This window comes from Henriciella mobilis (assembly GCF_003576315.1).
GTDB classification, from domain to species: domain Bacteria; phylum Pseudomonadota; class Alphaproteobacteria; order Caulobacterales; family Hyphomonadaceae; genus Henriciella; species Henriciella mobilis.
In genome coordinates this window covers 66,218-86,009 of the sequence record NZ_QWFZ01000033.1, presented here as the reverse complement: position 1 = coordinate 86,009, position 19,792 = coordinate 66,218, and the positions used below count along the sequence as shown (strand labels likewise).

Sequence of the window (19,792 nt, the reverse complement as noted above, 5' to 3'; positions counted from 1 at the left end):
AATTCAGTTTGAACTGATCTACTCTTCGCGAATGAAGCGCTTCATCGTCCCAATGCTGATATTCAGCTTCATCGTTTCGGCGATTTCATTCGCCAAAGGTGGTTATCTCTCGGCGTCGATTGGTGGCGCCTTGACGCTCATCTTGGCGATCGCCTGGGTTGTACTCGGCTCTTACGGAGAGGCTCTGCCGAAGGGCGAAAATCGCCCCAATTCAGATCCGACAAATTTCGGAGGTGGCTTCTAATTCTCCGCATTCACGCCGCCCGCGCGGCCGCTCCAAACTGTTTGAATCTGGCAAGCGGCTGCATTGGCTCGGCGACCAGCGAGACCTCGACGAGGTCCACCTCCTTCAGGTCACGGCCGCCCCCTACCCGCGGCGTCCAGAGCCGGGCCCGAAAGCCAATGGACAGGCCGTCGAGACCAGCCCTGGCCAGAGTCTGCGCACCTGGCCGCTCGATCAGACCTCGGACGAAAAGCCCGCGTCCATCCTCGATGACCCGTGTCCAACGGCCCGCGATGGCCCCCTGCCGGTGCTGCAACAGCATCGGCACAGGACCGGACTTCAGGCTGCGCGCAAAGGCGCCGGCCCGGACCACGTCGCCCGACAGGTCCACGGCCCCGAACACGGCCGCATAGCCTTCGATAAGCACCGGCGCGCTAATCATCGGCGCGCTCCAGCCGTGTCTCTATCCGGTCGAGCTGGTCTTTCACCGCGCCGAGTTCTGTCTCCACGCGGGCCAGGCGCTCGGCGACCGGCCGGGACAGCTCAACGCGATGCTCAAGCGTGGATATCCGCTCCGCCGCCGCCCCGGCCCAGACCAGCGCGCCGCCCGTCTGGATCGCGATGGCCAGCAGGAAGCCAGCCGTCAGCTTCTTCTCGATCATTCATCCACCCCCGCCAGCTTGCGTTTCTCGGCATCGGTCAGGAAACTCGCAGCTTCCAAGCGGGACCAGAGCGCCTCGCGTTCAGCCGCGAAGGCTGGAACCTCATCGAGGTCTGGCGTGATCACGACGTCCTCGAACCGGGCCGACAGCCAGATGGAGAGCGCACTCGCCACCTTCTGCACCAGCGGCAGGACCGTCAGGCGCCAGAAGGCGATGTTGGCTTCGCGGTAGGTCGCGTAGGTGTTGTCGCCGGGGATACCGAGCAGCATCGGCGGCACACCGAAGGCCAGCGCAATCTCGCGGGCGGCTGCGTGGCGCGTCCCGGCAAAATCCATGTCGGCCGGCGTCAGCGACATCGGCTTCCAGTCCAGCCCGCCATCGAGCAGGAGCGGACGGCCCGCATTCGCGCTACCGGTATGGGTCGCTTCCAGTTCAGCTTTCAGACGGTCGAACTGATCCGGGGTCAGGGACCCGCCATCACGGCCATAGACCAGCGCGCCAGACGGGCGAGCCGCATTGTCGATGAGGGCCTTGGCCCAGGCAGCGGCGCCATTGTGCAGGTCGAGCGCCTTGCGCGCGGCGGCCAGCGGCGAGAGGCCGTAAATGCCATCGGACGGATGGTAGAGCTTCAGGTGAAGCACCGGGCTCCAGCCATCAGCTTCATGCTGGATGATACGTTGCCCGCGGCGCTGGCGGACCGCCCAGCCTGTCAGGGCGCCCTGCGCGCTCGTTTCGGCGCGGACCGTATCGGCACGAAGCGGAAAGATGCCTTTCGGTTGGGCATCACCCGCCAGCGTAACAGCCTCGGCCCAGGCATTGCCGGTGATCTGCAGGTCTCCATAGAGGCGCTCCAGAAACACATGTCCGGCTTCGTCGGGCGAAGGATGGGCGAGCAGCTGCGCGGCGTCATCATCATTGCAGGCTAGCGGAATGGAGGCAGCCGCCTCGGCAATCATTCGCACGCAGCGATAGGCGACGGCGTTTCCGATATAGCCGTCGCGCATCAGCGCCCCCGCATCCATGCGGCCCCACTGCCCCGTCGGCAGGTTTGCAAGGGCGACAAGCGATGAGGATGAGCGGGTTTCCGCGCTTTGCCATGGCCACTTCATGCACGATGTCTCCGGCTTCAGGGCAGACAGCGATGCCGTCCTTCCCGGTGTGTCTCGATGATGGTGAGACTAGACGGGCCGCCTCTGCGGTCTGACGCTTTCCGGAACCTGCCCGTCATTGCGGGATATCTGGCGGGAGGATTGTTCATCGCTCCTCCATCGGGAGGCTCACAGGCGTTGAATGCTCGGCTCGCCCTGGTCATCGAGTAGCAGCGCGGTGACGGCCCAGACCAGCGCATCGACCCTGTCGGGCGAACCTTTCATCGCGGCAGTGCCGAAGGCCATCATCTCTTCTTCGAGTTCGGGAAAGCCACCGATGTGGAAAACCCGGCCCTGCTCGTAGAGCGCCCCGACGGGCATGGCGCGAGCATGCTTCGACAGCCGGGCATGGCGCAGTGTCACAGGATGGTGGCAGCCCGCATTGTAGAGGATGCTGCGGATCATCTCCCCGCCCTGATTGGCTTCGGCGATGATACGGCTGGCGCCCGTCCGGCTGGCGGCGGAAACCACACGGGAGGCCCACTCATGCGGCGGCAGGCTCCGGACTGTCGCATCTCCAAGGACGAAAGCGGTATCCGGCGCACCCGGCATACGCCTGAGGCCAACCGCAACAATACCGCAGGCATCGGCCTGGAGGCCGGTCCCTGCTGGCGGATCGACGGCAATGATGACGTCGGACAACGGGCCCGGGACCGTTCCCAGCGTCACCCGGTCGATAAGGGCACGCGTCCAGAGCACGCTTTCCGGCGCATCCAGCAATTCGCCATCCAGCTCCTGGCGTCCAAGCTTGGTGTTGGCATAGGTTCGCTCGACATGGCTCAGGAAAGCTGGCGACAGGTGCTGGGCATTGGCGCGCGTCGACGACCGCGTGATAGCCACAGACGGATCCTTCACCAGCTGGCGGATGAGCTGCACGGGTTTTGGTGTCGTCGTGACCATGGCGCGTGGATTGGTGCCAAGCCGGAGCGTCATCTGCAGCATGTCCCAGACATCGCGTCCATTGCGCCAGGCCGCCGCCTCGTCACACCAGGCGGCATCGAATTGAGGGCCGCGAAGCCCATCCGGATCCTCCGCAGAAAAAGCGTAGGCCGCAGCCCCGTTCGGCCAGATCAGGCGGTGCCGGGAGGCCTGGTAATACGGCGGCAATTCGCCCGGACGCACGATCGCCCGCAGGCCCGACACGCCCTCGATCATCACTTCGCGTACATCGCTGAAGGTCGGCCCGACGAGCGCAATCCGCCGCGCCCCACCGAACAGGGCGAGGCGGCGCACCCATTCTGCACCGGCCCGCGTCTTGCCGGAGCCGCGCCCGCCCATGAACAGCCAGGTCCGCCAGTCTCCCGGCGGATCGCACTGCACGCCGCGCGCGCTGAGCAGGAAAGGCAGCCCAGGGCGGGCGCGCGGCTGAAGATCGGTCATGAACGGGCAATAGCTGGTGGCACCGGAGGGTGGGACGGATTGCCCGCTTCGCACGGCCGGTTATCATGCCTGCAAGACTGGAGGGCGAAGAGCATGTTTCTGTTCCTGCTTTGGTGGTGTGTCGATGATCATCTGGCTGCGGCGCTTGAAGCGCCCGGGCTGGGAACGCTCCCGATCTGGGTGCCGCTGATCCTTTCGCTCGCCTTCAGTTTCACCCTGCAGGGTGCGGTGAAGAAGAAGTAGGCGGAATTCTCCGGAAGGGAGAATCAACAGGCCATTCCCGGCCTGGTTGCTGGCGTGCCCCGGTATATGAGCGCAGTCTGCGCCGATGGTTTTCAAGCGTGCGATTCTTTGAGACAGCGGGCGCGTCCGGCGGCGTCGAAATCCATCTTCGCGCCGGTCTGGCGGCAGGTCTGCCGGCTGGTGCTTGCGGTAGGCGGATGGAAGGTTCGCGGCGACTGGCCGGACGCGCCTAAGGCCGTCATGATCGCCGCGCCCCACACGTCGAACTGGGACGGATTCTGGATGCTCGCGGCGGCAGGCCTCTACCAGATCAAGCTGAAATGGATGGGCAAGAAGTCCCTCACGGACCATGCGCTGGGCGGGCTGGTCAGATGGCTCGGCTGTGTGCCTGTGGACCGGACGTCCGCCAGTGACGTGGTCGAACAGATGGCTGCGGCTTTCGCAGACGCCGACCGGATGATCCTCGCCATCGCCCCGGAAGGCACGCGCGCGCGGGCCGGGGAGTGGAAGAGCGGCTACTACCGAATTGCGATGGCAGCTGGCGTGCCCCTGATCGTCTCGGTTCTGGATTATGGGTCGCGGACAATCCGGATCGACGGCATCATCCAGCCAACCGGCGACTACGAGGCCGACCTTCCACGCATCCAGGCGCACTATGCCGGCGCTGAAGGCAGGCATGCCGGCCGCTTTTCAGTCGGCGAGGCTCCTGGAGAGGAACCGTCAGGTGGAGAGATACCGCCGGAAGACAAAGGCTGACGCGGCCGACGCGGCAATCAGCAACAGGATTGCGAGCGGATCGACGAATTCTGCTCGCCTGAACCACGCCGCAGGCACCAGATAGGCGAGCAGCGGCGCGGCCCAGACAGCCGGCTCGCGCGGCAACATGTATCCAAGCACGAAGATCAGTCCGCCCGCGATGGGCAGCCAGAGCCTCACAAATCCAAGCACATCACTGCCAACGGGCAACCACATGAACTGCAGGCTGACGAGAACCGAAAATCCGATCAGGAAAACCGCAAGCCAGGCGATGCGCAGGAGCGGCTTCATCCAGGCTCCGATACCTTGACCGCTAGCTTGCCGAGGTTCTTGCCGGTGAAAAGCCGATCAAGCGCCGCCGGAGCATTCTCCAGCCCCTCAACGAAATCGGTTTCAAACTTGATCTTGCCCTCCATAAGCCACTGGCCCATCGCCTGCATGCCTTCCGGAAAACGGTCGATATAGTCGGTCACGATAAAGCCCTTCAGCGTCACGTGACGCATCAGCAGCATCGAGAAATTGTAGGGGCCAGGTACTGGATCCGTCGCATTGTAGGAAGAAATCAGGCCGCAAAGCGGCATCCGGGCAAAGTCGTTCAGGCGCGTCAGGATCGTGTCCATGATCTCTCCGCCGACATTCTCGAAATTGACGTCGATCCCGTCCGGACAATGCTTGTCGAGGGCCGCGCCGACATCCTCTTTCTTGTAGTTGATGGCCGCATCGAACCCGGCGACGTCTGTCAGCCATTTGCACTTTTCGTCCGAGCCAGCGATGCCGACGGCGCGGCAGCCCTGTATCTTGGCGATCTGACCGACCATCGAGCCGACTGCGCCGGCCGCTGCCGATACGACGACGGTCTCACCCGGCTGGGGCTTGCCGATGTCCATCAGGCCGAAATAGGCCGTCATCCCCGTCATGCCGAGTGGACCCATGAAGGCCGTCAGCGGCAGGCCCGGTATCTGAGGCAGCTTGTTTACCTCATTGCCCGGCTTGACCAGATAGAGCGCCCACTGGCCGAGCCCGGTATTGACGATATCGCCCGGCTCAAGGCCGTCGAACCGGCTTTCCTCGATAATGGCGATCCCGCCCCCACGCATCGGGTCGCCAATCTCGACTGGCGGCATGTACTGGTCGCGGTCCGACATCCAGATCCGGTTGGTCGGGTCGAGAGACAGGTAGACGGTGCGAAGCAGCACCTCCCCATCATTCAGCGCGGGCACCGGCTCTTCAACAAGTTCAAGGTCGCCCTCACTGACATCGCCGACCGGGCGCTTGCGAAGTTTCCAGATCCTGTTTGTCCGAGCCATGCGAGTCTTCCTCCTGATATTCCGGTGTTTCATCCACCTTAGGAGCGCGCAACGCAAGTGACGAGACGTGACGCCGGGTCCGCCTGTTCTTCGATCCGGTTGGGGTTGTCGCTAGTTCGTGGCGCCTGTGACAGCCTCGATCGGTATGTCGTAGTGACGGGCGCAGAACTGGCAATCAACCTTCAGCGTTCCGTCCGGCTCGACCATGTCGTGCAAGGCCTCGTCCGCCATGCCGGACAGGGTCCCCAACAAGCGCTCCTCATTGCAGGTGCACTCATCCTTCAGGATTTGCGGGGCCTCCATGCGCACGCCGCCTTCATGGAACAGGCGGTACAGAAGATCGGGCGCCGCCAGCTCCTCGGAGGTCAGCTCTTCCGGGGTCAGCGTGTTGAAAAGCGCCTGCGCCTCAAGCCATCCCTGCTCGGTGTCGCCGCGCGCTTCGTCTCCCGCGATCCTCTGCATCATCATCCCGCCGCCATGCCACTGTCCGGCCTTGTCGCGCTTGACGGACATGGCAAGGCAGGTCTCCACCTGCTCGGACCGATGGAAATACTCCTCGGCGCAGGCCTGCAGCGAGCCTTTCTCCAGAGGAACAATACCCTGGTATGGCTGGGCGCTGGGCCGGTCGTGCACAATGATGAGCCCAAGCCGGCCCATCGGGCCGAACAGTTGCGGCATGTGAGGCTTTTCGCCCTTGTTGACCTTTTCGAGATAGGCCCAGCGTTCCTGCTCGAAACGTGAATAGGCGCGGACGTTGCCATTCTTGTGGTACTCGCCGACAAGCATGGAGACCGGGCCATCGCCCTCGGCCTGGGTCATGACCCGGCCTTCGAATTTCATGCCGGAACCGACAAGCGAGGCAAGGATCAAGGCCTCGCCGAGGATTTCGCCGAGATGGTCCGGATAGGCATGTCGCTGCAGGATGGGCGACAGGGTGCGTCTGCCCATGCGCAAGATGCGTCCGGCCACGGGCAAGGTCTCCGAAGAGAATCCGGCAACGAAGTCTTCAGGATGGGAAGAGAGGGCACTCACAATGCTTTCCCCTTGGTTTCGGTTTGGGCGCTGATGTGGCGGCTTGAGTCCGGCTCGACAAGTTCAGGGCAACACATGATCTGCCGCCCGGCATATCTTTCTGCAATGTTTACTACGGTTCATGAAATGCGGCCTATCGCTGTAAGGCGACTTTAAAATGACTGGTTTAAAGCACACGCTGAGGGCAACCCTAAGGGCTGAAGTGTGCTGCAAGAACTACGTTCCTTTCTGAAGATCGACGAAAACGAAACCGACCTGAACCGCGCGCGCTTCAGAGCGCTGAGCCGGCAATTGCCGCTGATGTACGGTATCCTGTCGATCAACACACTGGCGGTCGCATTCACCCATATGGATGTCGCACCCGTCCTGCAGTCGGTGATCATGCCCGTGATGGTGCTGCTGTTCGCGGCCTTGCGCACGATAAATTTTCTCAGGGTCCGGCATCGCAGCCTGACAGATGAAGAAGTTCTGCGCGGCCTGCGTCAGACGCTCTGGCTGTCATTTCCGACCGGACTGGTCATTTGCGCCTGGGGTCTCTCCTTTTACCAGTTCGGCAATGACCTCCAGCACGCCCAGATCGTCTTCTTCATCGGCGTGACCTTGCTGACCTGCGCCTTCTGCCTGATGCACCTAAAACAGGCGTCCATACTGGTCACCACGACTGTGACCGTCATCACTTGCAGTTTCCTGATCTCGCTCCAGAGCACCGTCATGCTTGCTGTGGCCCTTAATCTGGGCCTGGTTGCGGTCGCCCTGTGCTCGCTGGTCCTTCACAGCGAGCGGGACTTCGCGCGCATGGTCACGCAGCGGCGTGTGCAGCGTGAGCAGCACAACCGGCTGCTGGCGCTGAATGAAGAGAATGAGCGCCTGGCCAATACGGACAGCCTGACCGGGCTGGCCAATCGCCGCCAGTTCCTTGCCGAGATCGACGCGTGCGTGGAGAAGCATGAGCGCACGGGCCAGCAATTTGTCGTGGCGCTGATGGACCTGGACGGCTTCAAGCCGATCAATGACGTCTTTGGCCATCCGGCCGGCGACCAGGTGCTGGTCGATACCGCAGCGCGTCTTCAGAAACTGTTCAAGGGCCAACCCGTCACGGTTGCCCGCCTCGGTGGTGACGAGTTCGGCCTGCTGATCCGCAACCCCGGCACCGATGACAATGTCCTGGCCATCGCCCGGATGGCCTGCGCTTCGTTCGATACGCCCTTTACCTTCGACGAAGGGGCCGCCAATCTGAGTGCGACGGTCGGCATGGCCCGCTTCCCGACTGCAGCCAACAGCCGAAGCCTGCTGTTCGATCGCGCCGACTATGCCCTGTACTACGCCAAGCAGAATGCGAAATCCGAACCGGTCTTCTTCTCGCATGAGCACGAACGCCTGATCTTCGCCAACAGCGCCCTGGAACAGGCCCTGCGGCATGCCGACCTCGACAAGGAAATGCGCGTGGAATTCCAGCCTGTCCTGGATCTTGGCTGCGGTCACACCAAAGGACTTGAGGCGCTTGCCCGCTGGTCCTGCCCGACGCTTGGCCGGATTCGCCCGGACCTGTTCATCAAGGCGGCCGAAAATATCGGCATGATCGGGCGGCTGACCGAAGTGCTGTTCCGCAAGGCTGTGGATGAAGCTCGCCACTGGCCAGGCGAGCTGACCCTCAGCTTCAACCTGTCCGCCACAAGCCTGACGTCCGAAGCACCGGTCATGCGGCTGCTTTCGATCGCGGACCAGCTTGGCTTCCCGACGCATCGCCTGATCTTCGAGATCACCGAATCTGCCGTGATGAACGACTTCGAAAGCGCGATGGAAGTCCTGAACCTGATCCGCAGTTCCGGGGCGCATGTCGCCATCGACGACTTCGGCACGGGCTTCTCCAGCCTTGCCTATGTGCACCGGCTGCCAATCGATATCCTGAAGATCGACCGCAGTTTCGTACGCGACCTGCACGCCAATGAGCGCAGCAAGAATGTCCTGCGCTCAATGCTCAGCCTCTGTGAGAACCTGAACATTGCCTGCATCGTCGAAGGCGTCGAAACGCAGGAGCAGTTCGATCTGGTCTGCGACCTCGGCGGCCAGCTGATCCAGGGCTACTACTACAGCAAGCCGCTCTCATCAGGCGATGCTCACATGGTCCTGCAGATCGAGTTCGACACGATGAACCGCCCGCCCCTGCGCACGGTCGTCAACCAGTAGGCTTCAGCCTAGCGGAACCAGGCGCCCGGCGCATTGGTCTTGTAGCCCAATGCCCGGTAGGCCGCATCGATCAGGGACTGGCCGCGGTCATTCATCAGCAGGCCCTGTCCCATCTGCGTCATCGTATAGCTGAACGCCATGCCGCATTCGGGGTCAGCGAAACCGATATGGCCGCCTGCTCCGACATGCCCGAAAGCACGGTGACCGATCACGGCGGATTCCCGGCGCCCGGGCGGCTGCCCCCGGTTGTCCATCGACTTCATGAAGCCGGATGCAAACCGGGTGGGAACAAGAAGTGTCGCATCCTGCTGGGTCGCCGTCGAAACCATGCTCATCGCCTGAAGCCGCTCGGACGAGACGAGCGATCCGTCATTGCAGGCGAGCGGCGTGTACATCGCGACCTGTCCGCGCGCATTCGACAGCCCGCCGGCGCCTCCGATCTCGGCCTTGTGAGCGGCCGGGTCATTAGGCGACCAGCCGCCATTGTTGAGGAAGGAGAGCGCCTGAATGGAATCGGGCGCCGATAGCAGCAGCTTTGTGAAGTCTGACAGGGGATCGTCGGGCTTTGGCGCATAGGGAATGATCGGCGCGATATGCGGTGAAACCCCATCCGGCAGGCCGATCCAGAACTTTGCGCCCGTGGGCCCGGCGACCTCGTCGGCGAAAAACGTCCCGAGCGACTTGCCCGATACGCGCCGGACCAGCTCTCCGACCGTCCAGCCGAAATTCACCATGTGATAGCCGTTGCGCGTGCCCGGTTCCCAGAAAGGAGCCTCGTCTTCCATCCGCTTGATCATGTAGTCCCAGTCGAGAAAGCCGCCCTCGCGAACCGGCTCGCGCAGGGCCGGAATGGCACTCTCATGGTTCAGCATCATCTGGACGGTGGTGTTTTCCTTCCCGTTCTTTGCGAACTCCGGCCAGTATTTCGAAACGGGCGCGGACAACTCCAGCTCGCCGCGGTCGACGAGGATGTGGGCACACAATGCGACCGCCGCCTTGGTGCAGGAGAAAACGATGGAAACCGTGTCTTCCTGCCAGGGCTCGGCGCTGGTCGTATCGGCGACACCACCCCACAGATCGACGACCGTCTCGCCATTCACGCTGACGCAGACCGAAGCCCCTGCCTCACCGCGCTCTTCGAAGTTCCGCTCGAACTCGTCCTTCAGCTCCGCAAACTTCGGATCGCAAGACCCCTTCACCGTTCCAGCCATCGGCAGATTTCCTCCTGAGTTTCTGATTCAGAAGCAAATTGCGCCGGGAATATCGCACTGGGCAAGCCTCGCCCTAGGGAAGCCGGCGGTCAGAACAGGAAGAAGTAAACCACAAACCCGGCAAACAGGAGGATACCGACGGCTGCGAGCTCCAGCTCATGCGCCTTCAGGATTTCCTCGGCACGCTCACCCACCAGCATCACTAGCACCGCGAGCGCGAAATAGCGGATCGACCGCGAAAGTGTCACCGCAATTGTGAACAGCAACAGGTTGTATCCGGCTGCCCCTGCCGCCGCCACGCCTACCTGAAAGGGAAACGGCGTGACGCCGATCATGAATAGCGTCGTGAACCCGTTCGATTTCAGCCCATCCATTGTCTCCTGATAGGCGCTCCCGGCGTCAAACATGGACACAAGCGGCTGGATCGCCTCTTCCGCAAAGGTCGCGCCCAGCCAGTACATCATCAGGCCGCCCAGAACATTGCCCAGCAGGAGTGCCGCTGCGACGAGCCAGGCCGTCCTGCGGCGCAGGGCCATGAGCGGAAGGAACAGCGGCTCCATCGGGACAACGATGATCGTGTTTTCGAAAAAACCGATCAGGACGGCGAGTGGCAACGACCACGGGCCTTTGCCCCAGGCTGACACCTTTTCGCGCAGCGAAGACCTTTGACGGGAAGCGGTATGCGACATCAGACTTTCAAACGGACAAGACCATCAAGCCGTTCCGCAGGAAGCTGCCAATTCGTGAACATTTTCCACTCCTCCAGCGTCTGGCCGGTTTGCTAATTGATAAAGCCGCGCTACCTCCGCCCGGCGAGGCAGGAAGTGAAAGAGACTCCGGATTGTCAATGAACACACTGGACAAGGTCTACCGGGCGCTGACCGCCGAGGATGACGGTCGCGTCTGCCTCGACATCCCGGAAAGCGCCTGCAACCACCAGCCCCGCAACTTCCTCACGCATATCGTCTCGCTCGGTGCGACCAAGACGGCCGACGGCCTGATCGATCCGAAACTCGTGCTCGCCTGGCTCCTGACACATCTTGGCGCGCCGGCCGCTTTCATCGGCCTGCTCGTCCCCGTCCGCGAGTCCGGGGCGCTGCTGCCGCAACTGTTTACCGCCGCCAGCCTGCGCCGGCTGGCACAGCGCAAATGGGCCTGGGCCGCCGGCAGCGTCGTCCAGGGCCTTGCCGCCATATCGATCGCAATTGCCGCGCTGACGCTAGAAGGCGCGGCTGCGGGCGCTGCAGTCATTACCGCACTCGCCATTCTCGCCCTGGCGCGAAGCGTCTGCTCGGTCACCTACAAGGACGTCCTCGGCAAGACCGTGTCCAAGTCACGCCGTGGCACAGCCACCGGGACAGCCGCGTCGATTTCTTCGCTCTTCGTCATCCTGTTCGGCCTTGCCCTGGCGTCGGGGCTCTTCGATCGCTCGTCACTCGTGCCATCGGCCATTCTGGTCGCAGGCGGCCTGTGGCTGATGGCAGCGCTGCTCTTCTCCACGCTTCAGGAAGAGCCCGGCTCGACAGAGGGCGGACGCAATCCCCTGAAAGCTGCCTGGAAGAACCTCTCGCTGCTCAAGGAAGATGCGCAGCTACGCCGCTTCATTGCGACTCGCGGCCTGCTCATCTCGACCGCGCTTGCCCCGCCCTTCATGGTGGCCCTGTCGGCGTCGGAAACGGCGACCTCGGCCTTTGGTGGGCTTGGCCTTCTGGTCATCGCCTCTTCGGGGGCAGCACTGCTGAGCTCATATGTCTGGGGACGCCTGGCCGACCGGTCGAGCCGCAAGGTGCTGATCTTCTCGGCGCTCGCGGCAACGCTCGCGCTCGTGGCGACACTGACCCTGCATTTTACCGGACAGCTCCAGGCCGTCTGGGCCCTGCCACTGGTCGTCTTCGCGCTGATGATTGCGTATCAGGGCGTCCGGCTTGGCCGCTCCACCCATCTCGTCGATATGGCAAACCAAGACACAAGAGCCGCCTATACGGCCCTGTCGAACACGATCATCGGCGTGCTGCTGGCCCTCGGGACCGTGTTCAGCCTTCTGGCCGAGGTGGCCGGTGTGGCGACCGTCATCGGCGTCCTGGCCGTCATGAGCGCGGGCGCCGCCGTCGTGGCGCTCGGCCTTGAAGAAGTGCAGGCCTCCGACAGTGAGGCTTGATCAATCCTGCAATTGCGGCACCCTGTGGCCATGAGAGTCGCCATACCGTTCGTCTTCGTCGCCCTTGCCGCCTGTTCGGGTCCGCAGAGTGCCAGCTCGCCGCTCGTTGAACAGGGCCGCGAGATCGCGCAAACCAATTGCGCGGCCTGCCATGCCCTGGATGCGACCTCCGACAGCTCGCATGCAGACGCGCCGCCCTTCCGCACCCTGTCAGACCGCTACCCGATCGACAGCCTGCAGGAAGCGCTCGCAGAAGGCATCGTCGTTGGCCATGCCGACATGCCCGAGTTCAGCTTCGACCCGGACGAGGTCGATGCCCTGATCGCGTTCCTGGAAAGCCTTCAGACCGAGGGCTGACCGGCCTGACAGAAGGGGTAGTGCGTGGCTCGACCGTTTCGCTGGAGCTTCGAGAAACGCGAACAGCTCGGCAGCTGGATCGACCAGGCCGAGCGCTTCCGGCGCCCACACCCCGAAGACCTGGAAACGCTTCGCGTGTCTGCAGCCCGCATCCTGGCGATGAGCGACGGCGCCGATCTCGCCTTCATCGGCCGCTCGCCGGAAAACTTCTATGACTATCTCTGCGGCTGTTTCAGTGGCCTCGAAGGCGTGCCATCGCTGTCGCTTGTGCCGTTTTCCATGCGCTGGGAAGGCGAAGGGGGGATTGCGGCAATCCCGGCGCACAAGTTCTCGGGGCTCAGGGAAGCCCTCGAAGAAAACGGCCTGTCGCCCGCCCGAATCGCGGCCGCAGACCGGCCGACCGCGCTCGTCGACATGATCGCTTATGGCGGCACGATGGGCGCGCTGGTCAAGATCCTCCACCGGATGGCGAACGAGGACGGCACTGACTGGAATGCCGTCCAGCGGCGGCTGAAGATCATCGGCCTGAAGGTGCGCACGAAGAACAGCCCGAACACCTGGCGCTGGCAGCAGCACCAGAACTGGCTAGACCTGATTCCTGACGCGGTCATCAAGAATGTGTCGGCGCCCGCCGGCTTCGTTTTCCTGATTGCCAACACTGATGACAAGGTCACGCGCTCGTTTCATTTCGGGCGCTGGGACAAGGATGAGACCGGTGCCGAGCCCCCTTCGGCCGAGCAGCTGCGCGCAATGAAGCAGGCCGCCTGGCTCTACGATCTTGGAAAGACCCGAGAGGAACGCCATCGCCTCTCGCGGCTCATCGCCAAGCGCCCGGAGATGAAACAGGCCGCAACGCGCGCCATGGTCTCTGCCCTGCGCTAAGGCGCCGAAATGATTGACACAAAACTGTCACAGCACTAGCCCCGGCAAGGTGTTTCCGTTGGGCGTTTTCCATGAACTGCGTTCTCATTGATCGAACAGGTAAAAGGTTAGCTCCGGTCGTCGCAATGCTCATTGCGGGTGCCACAGGGGCCGCCGCCCAGAACACCTCATCGGTCTCCTCGCCAGTCGTAACTGACGACCGCAAAGTGGTGAGCTACCGCTTCGGCTGGACACCCGGCGAGAACGGCTCCGGCGACAGCTATGCCCATCGGTTCGACTACGGTTTCGCCCTTAATGCGCGTTCCAGCCTGAAGCTGAATGCCCGCTGGGAAGACAAGCCCGGCAGCGACTTGCGCTTCGATAACATCAATGCCGAACTGCTTTTCGAACTGACCCCCGAGACTGCCAGGTTCTGGCAAAGCGGCGTTCGCTTTGACGGGCGGATTTCCAATGGGCCCGACTCCGAGAGGATTGCCATTCACTGGCTGAACCGCTGGAATTTCGACAATGGTCTTCAATTGCGCGCGCAGCTCATCGCAAAGCGCGCCTTTGGCGGCAATGCCGACGACGCTATTGTCTTCGAGGGCCGCTCCAGCGCGTCCACCAGGCTCGGCGACGGCTACAGCATTGCCCTGCTCGGCTTTTTCGATCTTGGCACAAGCGAGGATTTCGGCACCGGCGGACAGGACAGCCAGATCGGGCCAACGCTCTCCGGTCCGCTCGGCAGCAGCAGCTGGACCTGGACGGCCGGGAACCTCTTCGGAACGTCAGGCGATGCGCCGGACAATGATGTCCGGCTTTGGCTTTCACGCCAGTTCTGAAGCGCCGGGCCGCGGCAGCCTAGTCGGGGATCCTGGCCGCCTGCGCCTCGATCTCCACGCGCCAGCCCGGGCGGATCAACCCGGCCACTTCGACCACGGCGCGTGCCGGCTTGTTCGGCTGCTCCGGTGTGCCGAAGAATTGCGAATAGCCCTCCATGAAGCCCGCGAAATCCAGCCGTCCGCCGGTCGCCTCATCGCCCACGAGGTAGACGCGCATCATCACCACATCGCCAAGCGACCAGCCCGCCGCCTCCATCCGTTCTTTCATCGCCTGCAGCACGGTCTCCGTTTGCCGCTTGGTATCGCCATAGGCTTCGCGGCTGTTCGGGTCAGCTTCCGTATCGACGACCTGGGGAACAATCCCGCTGACATAGAGGATCTCTGCATCTGACGATATCTGGACCGCCATGGAGATGGGGAAATCCGAGCCGGGAATGGCGATGCGGTTGATGACGCCGGGCGTTCCGGGCTCGGCCGCCTGCAATTCGGGCTCAGCTCCGCCGCAACCGGCAAGCATCATGGCGCCCGTGATCAGGCCGCCAGCGATATGGGCGCGTTTGATGGACATGGTTTCCTCTCAGTTTGCTCTTGTTCTTTCGTGGATCTGACCGACGGCATTATGCGCCGTGCGCACGGCCGCTTCCATCCAGGCCCCTATCGGGCTCAGATGCTGGCCGGCGAAGACAATGGGTCCGTCGCCGGCCTGAACCGCGCGGACCTCAGGCGTGTCATGATCGACGGGCGGGCCGCCGAATGCCTCATGCGCCCAGGCCCCCATCGTATACGGCACACGTCCCCAATTGACGGCGACAGGCCGCTGCAACTGCACGGACTTGCCCGGGTGGATTTTCTCGACCGAGGCCCGGGACGCAGCGAACTGGTCCTGGAGTGACATGCCCGCAAATGTCTCAGCCTGGCCGACGAAATTATACGTGCCCACCAGAACCCCCTCCGGCGCATGGAAGTCCTGGCTTGGATACCAGGCGAGGTTGGAGTCCGTGTCCACATAGGACAGCCCGCCATAGATGTGGTCGTCCGTCTCCCAGAATCGCTTTGACTGCCAGGCCACCTTGCCAGCGGCGTCATAATCGAAGGACGCGATCCCCGCTTTGACCGGCGCCGACAATGTCGTGTTGATGTGCCTGAGCACGGAAAACGGCAGCGTGCAGATACAGTAATCGGCTTCAATCGCGCCGCCCGTTCCGTCCTTCTGGTCGAAGAGCACGCGCACGCCCTCTTCCGACCGGGTCAGGTGGCTGACCTGCACACCGTAGCGGATGTCCCGGCGCATCCGGGCAGCAAAGGCGTAGGGGATCGTGTCCATGCCCCCGACCGGCTGCATCATTGTCGCCTGCTGGAACATGGTCTGGCCGAACATCAGATTGAAGGCAATCGTCGGATCGCCGATCAGCTCGGACAGGGGAATGGGCGCGCGCACCTTGCTGGGCGCATTGAGGATGGTGGGTTCGAGGTCGTAGCCGCTGCGGTTCGAGCCCTCATATGTGCCGCCATTGCCCAGCGCACCATAGATGTTGAGGAAAGACAGCAGACGGTCCTTGTCCTCGGCCGTCATCTCTCCATCAAGCGCGCCGCGCCCGACGGCCTTGGCCAGCAACTCGCTGACACCGCCCCGGATATCGTTGACCACCTGCCTGTGGGGGAGCGGCTGTCCGTTGCGAACGCTCGAGCTTACAAACTTCGAACTGCCGCTTTCATTCACATGCGGCTCGAGCGCAACGCCGAATTCCCGGCAATAGGACAGGATGCCTGTGTGTACGGCCGGGATGCGGGCGGCCCCCGCATTGAAATAATGCCCGGGACTGAACTGGCAGCGCTGGGCGGGCAGATGATCATGTTCCAGGATCGAGTCCCGCCTTACGGTCCAGACGCGCCCGCCCGGCCGGTTGCGGGCCTCGAGCACGGTGACGCTGTAGCCAGCCTTTTTCAGTTCCCAGGCTGATACAAGCCCGGCAATGCCGGCCCCGAGAATGACGACCCTTCGTCCGGCGCCAAGCGATGACGGCGCTGCCGGAGGTCCGGAATAAGCGCCGGCATCTCCCACAAAGCCGAGGGCTTCCATTGCGGCATAGGCCCCCGCCAGCCCCATCACCCTGGAAAAATTCCAGATGACATCGCGTCTCGACAAGCTCCCCGTCATGTCTTTCCCCCTTCGACACCTGCAGGACGTTAGCGCGACGTTTGCTGATCATGCCAGCAAATTCAGGAGCCTGGAGGTGGAATGGCATGGCCTGACCAAAAAGTGGCCGCGCCCGCCGGCGAGCGAAAATCCGGGCGTTGAAATGCCTTGACGCGCCGCTGGGGAAGGATGCTCAGGAAAAGGTTTGAGGGAGACAAGAGCGATGACAATCGACATCAAGAAGGCCGATGGCGTCTGGACGCTGACGTTCAACCGGCCGGACCGCATGAACGCCATCAATGAACCCATGTCGGTCGAATTGTTGGACTTCTTCGAGGGGCTGCGGCGCAATCAGGACGTTCGTGTCATAATCGTCACCGGCGAAGGCCGCGCCTTCAATGCCGGGGCAGACCTGAAAGCCATCGGCACACCGGACGCCCTGCGTGACGGCCCGAAGGGCGACTGGCGGCTTCGCGACACGATCAAGGCCATGCGCGCCTGCCCACAGCCGATCATCTCACTCGTCAACGGCGCGGCGGCGGGCGGCGGTCTGGCGCTGGCCCTCGCCAGCGACATCATCATTGCCTCGACCAAGGCGAGCTTCGTCCCGGCCTTCATCAAGATCGGCCTGTCAGGGTCTGAGCTTGGCGTCAGCTGGCGCCTTCAGCGCACAATGGGCATTTCGAAAGCGCGCGAATTCCTGTTCACCTCGCGGCCCATGTCGGCCGAGCAGGCCCTGGAAAACGGCATCGTTTCCGCGGTCGTCGAGCCTGATGAGCTCATCGCCTATGGCGACCAGCTCGCCGCCGACATGCTGCAGGCGGCGCCGGATGCGCTTCGCGTGACCAAACGCACCCTCGACGCCGCTCTGGAGATGGCCGACCCGGCGCTGCTGATGGAGCTGGAAGAGCGCTCGCAGTCTTCCTTCGTTCGCCGGAACATTCGCGGCCGCGCCGGCTAGTCGAAGACGACGACCTGCCGGGCGACGGTGCCCTTGTTGTCCTTGAGGTTCTGCAGCGCGCCGGTGATGCCCTCCAGGCCGATCCGGTCGGAGACGAGATCGTCGAGGTGCAGCCGGTCCTGCTTGTAGAGTTCGATCAGGCGGGGGAAGTCGATCCGGAACCGGTTCGAGCCCATGACGGCCCCTTGCAGGCGCTTCTCGGTGACCAGCAGCTCGATGCCCGGCACCTCGATGTTCACGCCCGGCGGGATCATCCCGATGATCGTCGAAACACCGCGCGGACGCAGCATCATATAGGCCTGCTCAGCCGTCTGTTTGAGGCCGATACACTCGAAGGAATAGTGCACGCCGCCGCCCGTCAATTCCTTCACCTGCAGGACAGGGTCGCCATTCTTTGGATTGACGAAATCGGTCGCGCCAAACTTCTTCGCCATGGCGAGTTTCTCGTCGGCGAGGTCTACCGCAATGATACGCGAGGCACCCGCAATCGCCGCGCCATTGATGGTCGACAGCCCCACACCGCCGCAGCCCACCACGGCCACGGTCGAGCCGGGCTCGACCTGCGCGGCATGGAACACCGAGCCCACGCCGGTGATCACACCGCAGCCGATCAGCGCGGCCCGGTCCATCGGCATTTCCGGATCGATGGCGCAGAGCGTGTTCTCGTGGACGAGGATCTGCTCGGCAAAGGACGACAGGTTCAGGAACTGGTTCACCGGCTTTCCGCCAGCGCTGAGCCGCGGCTCGGCGCCCTCTTCCCGGTTGAAAAAGTCCCGGTTCACCGTGTGGCACACCGACATGTGGCCGGACAGGCAGAACTCGCAGGACCCGCAGAACGGCGAGAGGATCGAGACGACATGGTCGCCGGGCTTCACGGCGCTCACCATGGAGCCGACCTGCTCGACAACACCGGCGCTCTCATGGCCGAGGATGACCGGCAGTTCCGCCGGGAAGGCGCCATCCCAGAAGTGCACGTCCGAATGGCAGACGCCGACCGCTTTCAGGCGCACCAGCACCTCGCGCGGGCCGGGCTTTGAAATGGTCACATCCTCGATCGACAGGGGCTGGTTCGGCGCCCGCATCACGGCAGCTTTCATGGGGTCTTCCTCCGGTGTTTCCTCACAGCATCGTCCCGGCGGCGTCTTTATTCGCGCCGCTCAGTCTGACATGCAGGTTTACACTGTCAGGACACCCGTCCCTTGGAAAGCCTGCCCTAGCGAGAGGCCCGGCTGGTCACCCGACCAACTACTTGTCCAGGCACCAGCGCATGATCGCCTTCTGGGCGTGGAGACGGTTTTCGGCTTCGTCGAAGACCAGGGAGTTGGGCCCGTCGATGACTTCGCTGTCGACTTCCTCGCCCCGGTGGGCCGGCAGGCAGTGCAGGAATTTCGCGCCGGGCTGGGCGAGATCCATCAGCTCCTCGGTGACGGCGAAGGGTTCCAGCTCTTCCAGGCGCTCATCGGCGTCGGTGTCACCCATGGAGACGAAGGTGTCGGCGATAACAACATCGGCGCCGGCGACGGCGTCCTCGGCGGTGTCGTAGAGTTCGACACGGCCCTGAAGCTCGCGGGCAAGCTCGACATCATCCTCTTCCGGTGCATAGCGGTCCGGCGTGCCCACCGCGAGCGTGAAGCCGAACTTGGCAGACGCGTGGATGAAGGAAGAGCAGACATTGTTGCCATCCCCGACCCAGGCCAGCCGCGCGCCCTTCAGGTCGAGGCCATGCTCTTCAAGCGTCAAGAGGTCCGCCATGATCTGACAGGGATGGGAGCGGTCCGTCAGCCCGTTGATCACCGGGACAGAGGCCGACTCGGCAAAGTCTTCCACATCGGAATGATCATTCGCCCGGATCATGACGAGGTCGACATAACGCGAGAGGACGCGCGCGGTATCGCCGATGCTCTCGCCGCGGCCGAGCTGCATGTCACCTGAATTCATCACGATGGAAGAGCCGCCCAGCTGGCGGATTCCGACATCGAAACTCGTGCGCGTGCGCGTCGAGGATTTCTCGAAGATCATCGCCAGGATGTGCCCGTCCAGCGGCGCGCCGTCGTCGACCTTGCCTTTCGGCCAGCCCGCACGGGCCGACTTCATGGCATGAGCCTCATCCAGGATGGCGCGCAGCTCAGAACTCTCAAGCTGCCATAGATCGATAAAATGCCGGATAGCCATCTGCCCTCCTGCCGAAACACCGTGCGTTCAAGAACCAAAGCGCGCGCCATAATGGAAAATGGGCGTCATGCAAAGAGGTGCCCGGACACAACTGCCAATTGCGAGGACGCCGATCGTCTGCGCGGCTGTGACTTGCCAGCCCCCGGTTTGCCTAT

General features: G+C 63.1%; 22 protein-coding genes. 9 read left to right on the top strand and 13 right to left on the bottom strand.

From position 1 onward, the window contains the following. Positions 1 to 31: 31 nt before the first annotated feature. Entirely contained in the window at positions 32 to 244 is a 213-nt protein-coding gene (locus D1227_RS15095) for a hypothetical protein (protein ID WP_119405213.1), read from the top strand. Between the two features lie 10 nt (positions 245 to 254). Here D1227_RS15095 and D1227_RS15090 read toward each other — a convergent pair whose 3' ends face one another. From D1227_RS15090 to D1227_RS15075, 4 genes are all read right to left on the bottom strand, one after another. Beyond that, complete coding sequence (locus D1227_RS15090) at positions 255 to 665, bottom strand: HK97 family phage prohead protease (protein WP_199288334.1); 411 nt, start codon at positions 663 to 665, stop codon at positions 255 to 257. Then, positions 658 to 885 carry a hypothetical protein gene (locus D1227_RS15085; RefSeq protein ID WP_119405212.1) on the bottom strand — a complete coding sequence of 76 codons (228 nt, stop codon included), beginning with the start codon at positions 883 to 885 and terminating at the stop codon, positions 658 to 660. The genes D1227_RS15090 and D1227_RS15085 overlap by 8 nt, the downstream gene beginning before the upstream one ends. Beyond that, positions 882 to 1,994, bottom strand: a complete 1,113-nt coding sequence (locus D1227_RS15080; protein ID WP_119405211.1) for a phage portal protein — start codon at positions 1,992 to 1,994, stop codon at positions 882 to 884. The genes D1227_RS15085 and D1227_RS15080 overlap by 4 nt, the downstream gene beginning before the upstream one ends. Before the next feature lie 168 nt (positions 1,995 to 2,162). Beyond that, entirely contained in the window at positions 2,163 to 3,413 is a 1,251-nt protein-coding gene (locus tag D1227_RS15075; protein ID WP_233350132.1) for a DNA-packaging protein, read from the bottom strand. Positions 3,414 to 3,506: 93 nt separating this feature from the next. Here D1227_RS15075 and D1227_RS20065 point away from each other — a divergent pair, with 93 nt between their 5' ends. Both D1227_RS20065 and D1227_RS15070 read left to right on the top strand, forming a co-directional pair. Further along, the gene (locus D1227_RS20065; RefSeq protein WP_199288217.1) at positions 3,507 to 3,656 is read left to right on the top strand and encodes a hypothetical protein; all 150 of its coding nucleotides are present in this window, start codon (positions 3,507 to 3,509) and stop codon (positions 3,654 to 3,656) included. Between the two features lie 108 nt (positions 3,657 to 3,764). Continuing rightward, a complete protein-coding gene (locus D1227_RS15070; RefSeq protein WP_158586669.1) occupies positions 3,765 to 4,412 on the top strand; it encodes a 1-acyl-sn-glycerol-3-phosphate acyltransferase in 648 nt (215 codons plus the stop codon). Here D1227_RS15070 and D1227_RS15065 read toward each other — a convergent pair. The 3 genes from D1227_RS15065 to D1227_RS15055 form a co-directional block, all read right to left on the bottom strand. After that, positions 4,377 to 4,703, bottom strand: a complete 327-nt coding sequence (locus D1227_RS15065; protein ID WP_119405209.1) for a hypothetical protein — start codon at positions 4,701 to 4,703, stop codon at positions 4,377 to 4,379. The two genes, D1227_RS15070 and D1227_RS15065, sit on opposite strands and share 36 nt — an antisense overlap. Next, positions 4,700 to 5,719, bottom strand: a complete 1,020-nt coding sequence (locus D1227_RS15060) for an NADP-dependent oxidoreductase (RefSeq protein WP_119405208.1) — start codon at positions 5,717 to 5,719, stop codon at positions 4,700 to 4,702. Before D1227_RS15060 ends, D1227_RS15065 begins: the two co-directional genes overlap by 4 nt. A 111-nt stretch (positions 5,720 to 5,830) precedes the next feature. Beyond that, the gene (locus D1227_RS15055; protein ID WP_233350133.1) at positions 5,831 to 6,751 is read right to left on the bottom strand and encodes an Hsp33 family molecular chaperone HslO; all 921 of its coding nucleotides are present in this window, start codon (positions 6,749 to 6,751) and stop codon (positions 5,831 to 5,833) included. A 204-nt stretch (positions 6,752 to 6,955) separates the two neighbouring features. Here D1227_RS15055 and D1227_RS15050 point away from each other — a divergent pair, with 204 nt between their 5' ends. Next, entirely contained in the window at positions 6,956 to 8,938 is a 1,983-nt protein-coding gene (locus D1227_RS15050) for a putative bifunctional diguanylate cyclase/phosphodiesterase (protein ID WP_119405206.1), read from the top strand. A gap of 8 nt (positions 8,939 to 8,946) precedes the next feature. Here the strand turns inward: D1227_RS15050 and D1227_RS15045 are convergent, their stop codons facing one another. Both D1227_RS15045 and D1227_RS15040 read right to left on the bottom strand, forming a co-directional pair. Next, entirely contained in the window at positions 8,947 to 10,149 is a 1,203-nt protein-coding gene (locus tag D1227_RS15045; protein WP_119405205.1) for a serine hydrolase domain-containing protein, read from the bottom strand. An 89-nt stretch (positions 10,150 to 10,238) separates the two neighbouring features. Then, complete coding sequence (locus D1227_RS15040; protein ID WP_119405204.1) at positions 10,239 to 10,838, bottom strand: YqaA family protein; 600 nt, start codon at positions 10,836 to 10,838, stop codon at positions 10,239 to 10,241. 158 nt (positions 10,839 to 10,996) lie between these two features. On the opposite strand from D1227_RS15040, the gene D1227_RS15035 reads away from it, so the two are divergent. From D1227_RS15035 to D1227_RS15020, 4 genes are all read left to right on the top strand, one after another. After that, on the top strand, positions 10,997 to 12,307 hold the full coding sequence (locus tag D1227_RS15035; RefSeq protein WP_199288333.1) for an MFS transporter: 1,311 nt from the start codon (positions 10,997 to 10,999) through the stop codon (positions 12,305 to 12,307). A gap of 30 nt (positions 12,308 to 12,337) precedes the next feature. After that, positions 12,338 to 12,664: a c-type cytochrome gene (locus D1227_RS15030; RefSeq protein ID WP_119405202.1), complete on the top strand. Its 327-nt coding sequence runs from the start codon at positions 12,338 to 12,340 to the stop codon at positions 12,662 to 12,664. A gap of 24 nt (positions 12,665 to 12,688) precedes the next feature. Then, the gene (locus tag D1227_RS15025; RefSeq protein WP_119405201.1) at positions 12,689 to 13,546 is read left to right on the top strand and encodes a hypothetical protein; all 858 of its coding nucleotides are present in this window, start codon (positions 12,689 to 12,691) and stop codon (positions 13,544 to 13,546) included. Between the two features lie 125 nt (positions 13,547 to 13,671). Continuing rightward, positions 13,672 to 14,367 (top strand): hypothetical protein, encoded by a 696-nt coding sequence (locus D1227_RS15020; RefSeq protein ID WP_119405200.1) that lies wholly within the window; start codon positions 13,672 to 13,674, stop codon positions 14,365 to 14,367. 19 nt (positions 14,368 to 14,386) lie between these two features. Here D1227_RS15020 and D1227_RS15015 read toward each other — a convergent pair whose 3' ends face one another. Together D1227_RS15015 and D1227_RS15010 are read right to left on the bottom strand one after the other, a co-directional pair. Next, positions 14,387 to 14,935 carry a RidA family protein gene (locus D1227_RS15015; RefSeq protein ID WP_119405199.1) on the bottom strand — a complete coding sequence of 183 codons (549 nt, stop codon included), beginning with the start codon at positions 14,933 to 14,935 and terminating at the stop codon, positions 14,387 to 14,389. Between the two features lie 9 nt (positions 14,936 to 14,944). Further along, positions 14,945 to 16,525 (bottom strand): flavin monoamine oxidase family protein, encoded by a 1,581-nt coding sequence (locus D1227_RS15010; RefSeq protein ID WP_119405198.1) that lies wholly within the window; start codon positions 16,523 to 16,525, stop codon positions 14,945 to 14,947. Positions 16,526 to 16,727: 202 nt separating this feature from the next. Between D1227_RS15010 and D1227_RS15005 the strand changes: the two genes are divergently transcribed. Continuing rightward, positions 16,728 to 17,465: an enoyl-CoA hydratase/isomerase family protein gene (locus D1227_RS15005; protein WP_119405197.1), complete on the top strand. Its 738-nt coding sequence runs from the start codon at positions 16,728 to 16,730 to the stop codon at positions 17,463 to 17,465. Here the strand turns inward: D1227_RS15005 and D1227_RS15000 are convergent. Both D1227_RS15000 and argF read right to left on the bottom strand, forming a co-directional pair. Beyond that, positions 17,462 to 18,562, bottom strand: a complete 1,101-nt coding sequence (locus D1227_RS15000) for a Zn-dependent alcohol dehydrogenase (RefSeq protein WP_119405196.1) — start codon at positions 18,560 to 18,562, stop codon at positions 17,462 to 17,464. The genes D1227_RS15005 and D1227_RS15000 overlap by 4 nt on opposite strands. Positions 18,563 to 18,710: 148 nt before the next feature. Continuing rightward, positions 18,711 to 19,637, bottom strand: a complete 927-nt coding sequence (gene argF / locus D1227_RS14995; RefSeq protein WP_119405195.1) for an ornithine carbamoyltransferase — start codon at positions 19,635 to 19,637, stop codon at positions 18,711 to 18,713. Positions 19,638 to 19,792: the final 155 nt, after the last annotated feature.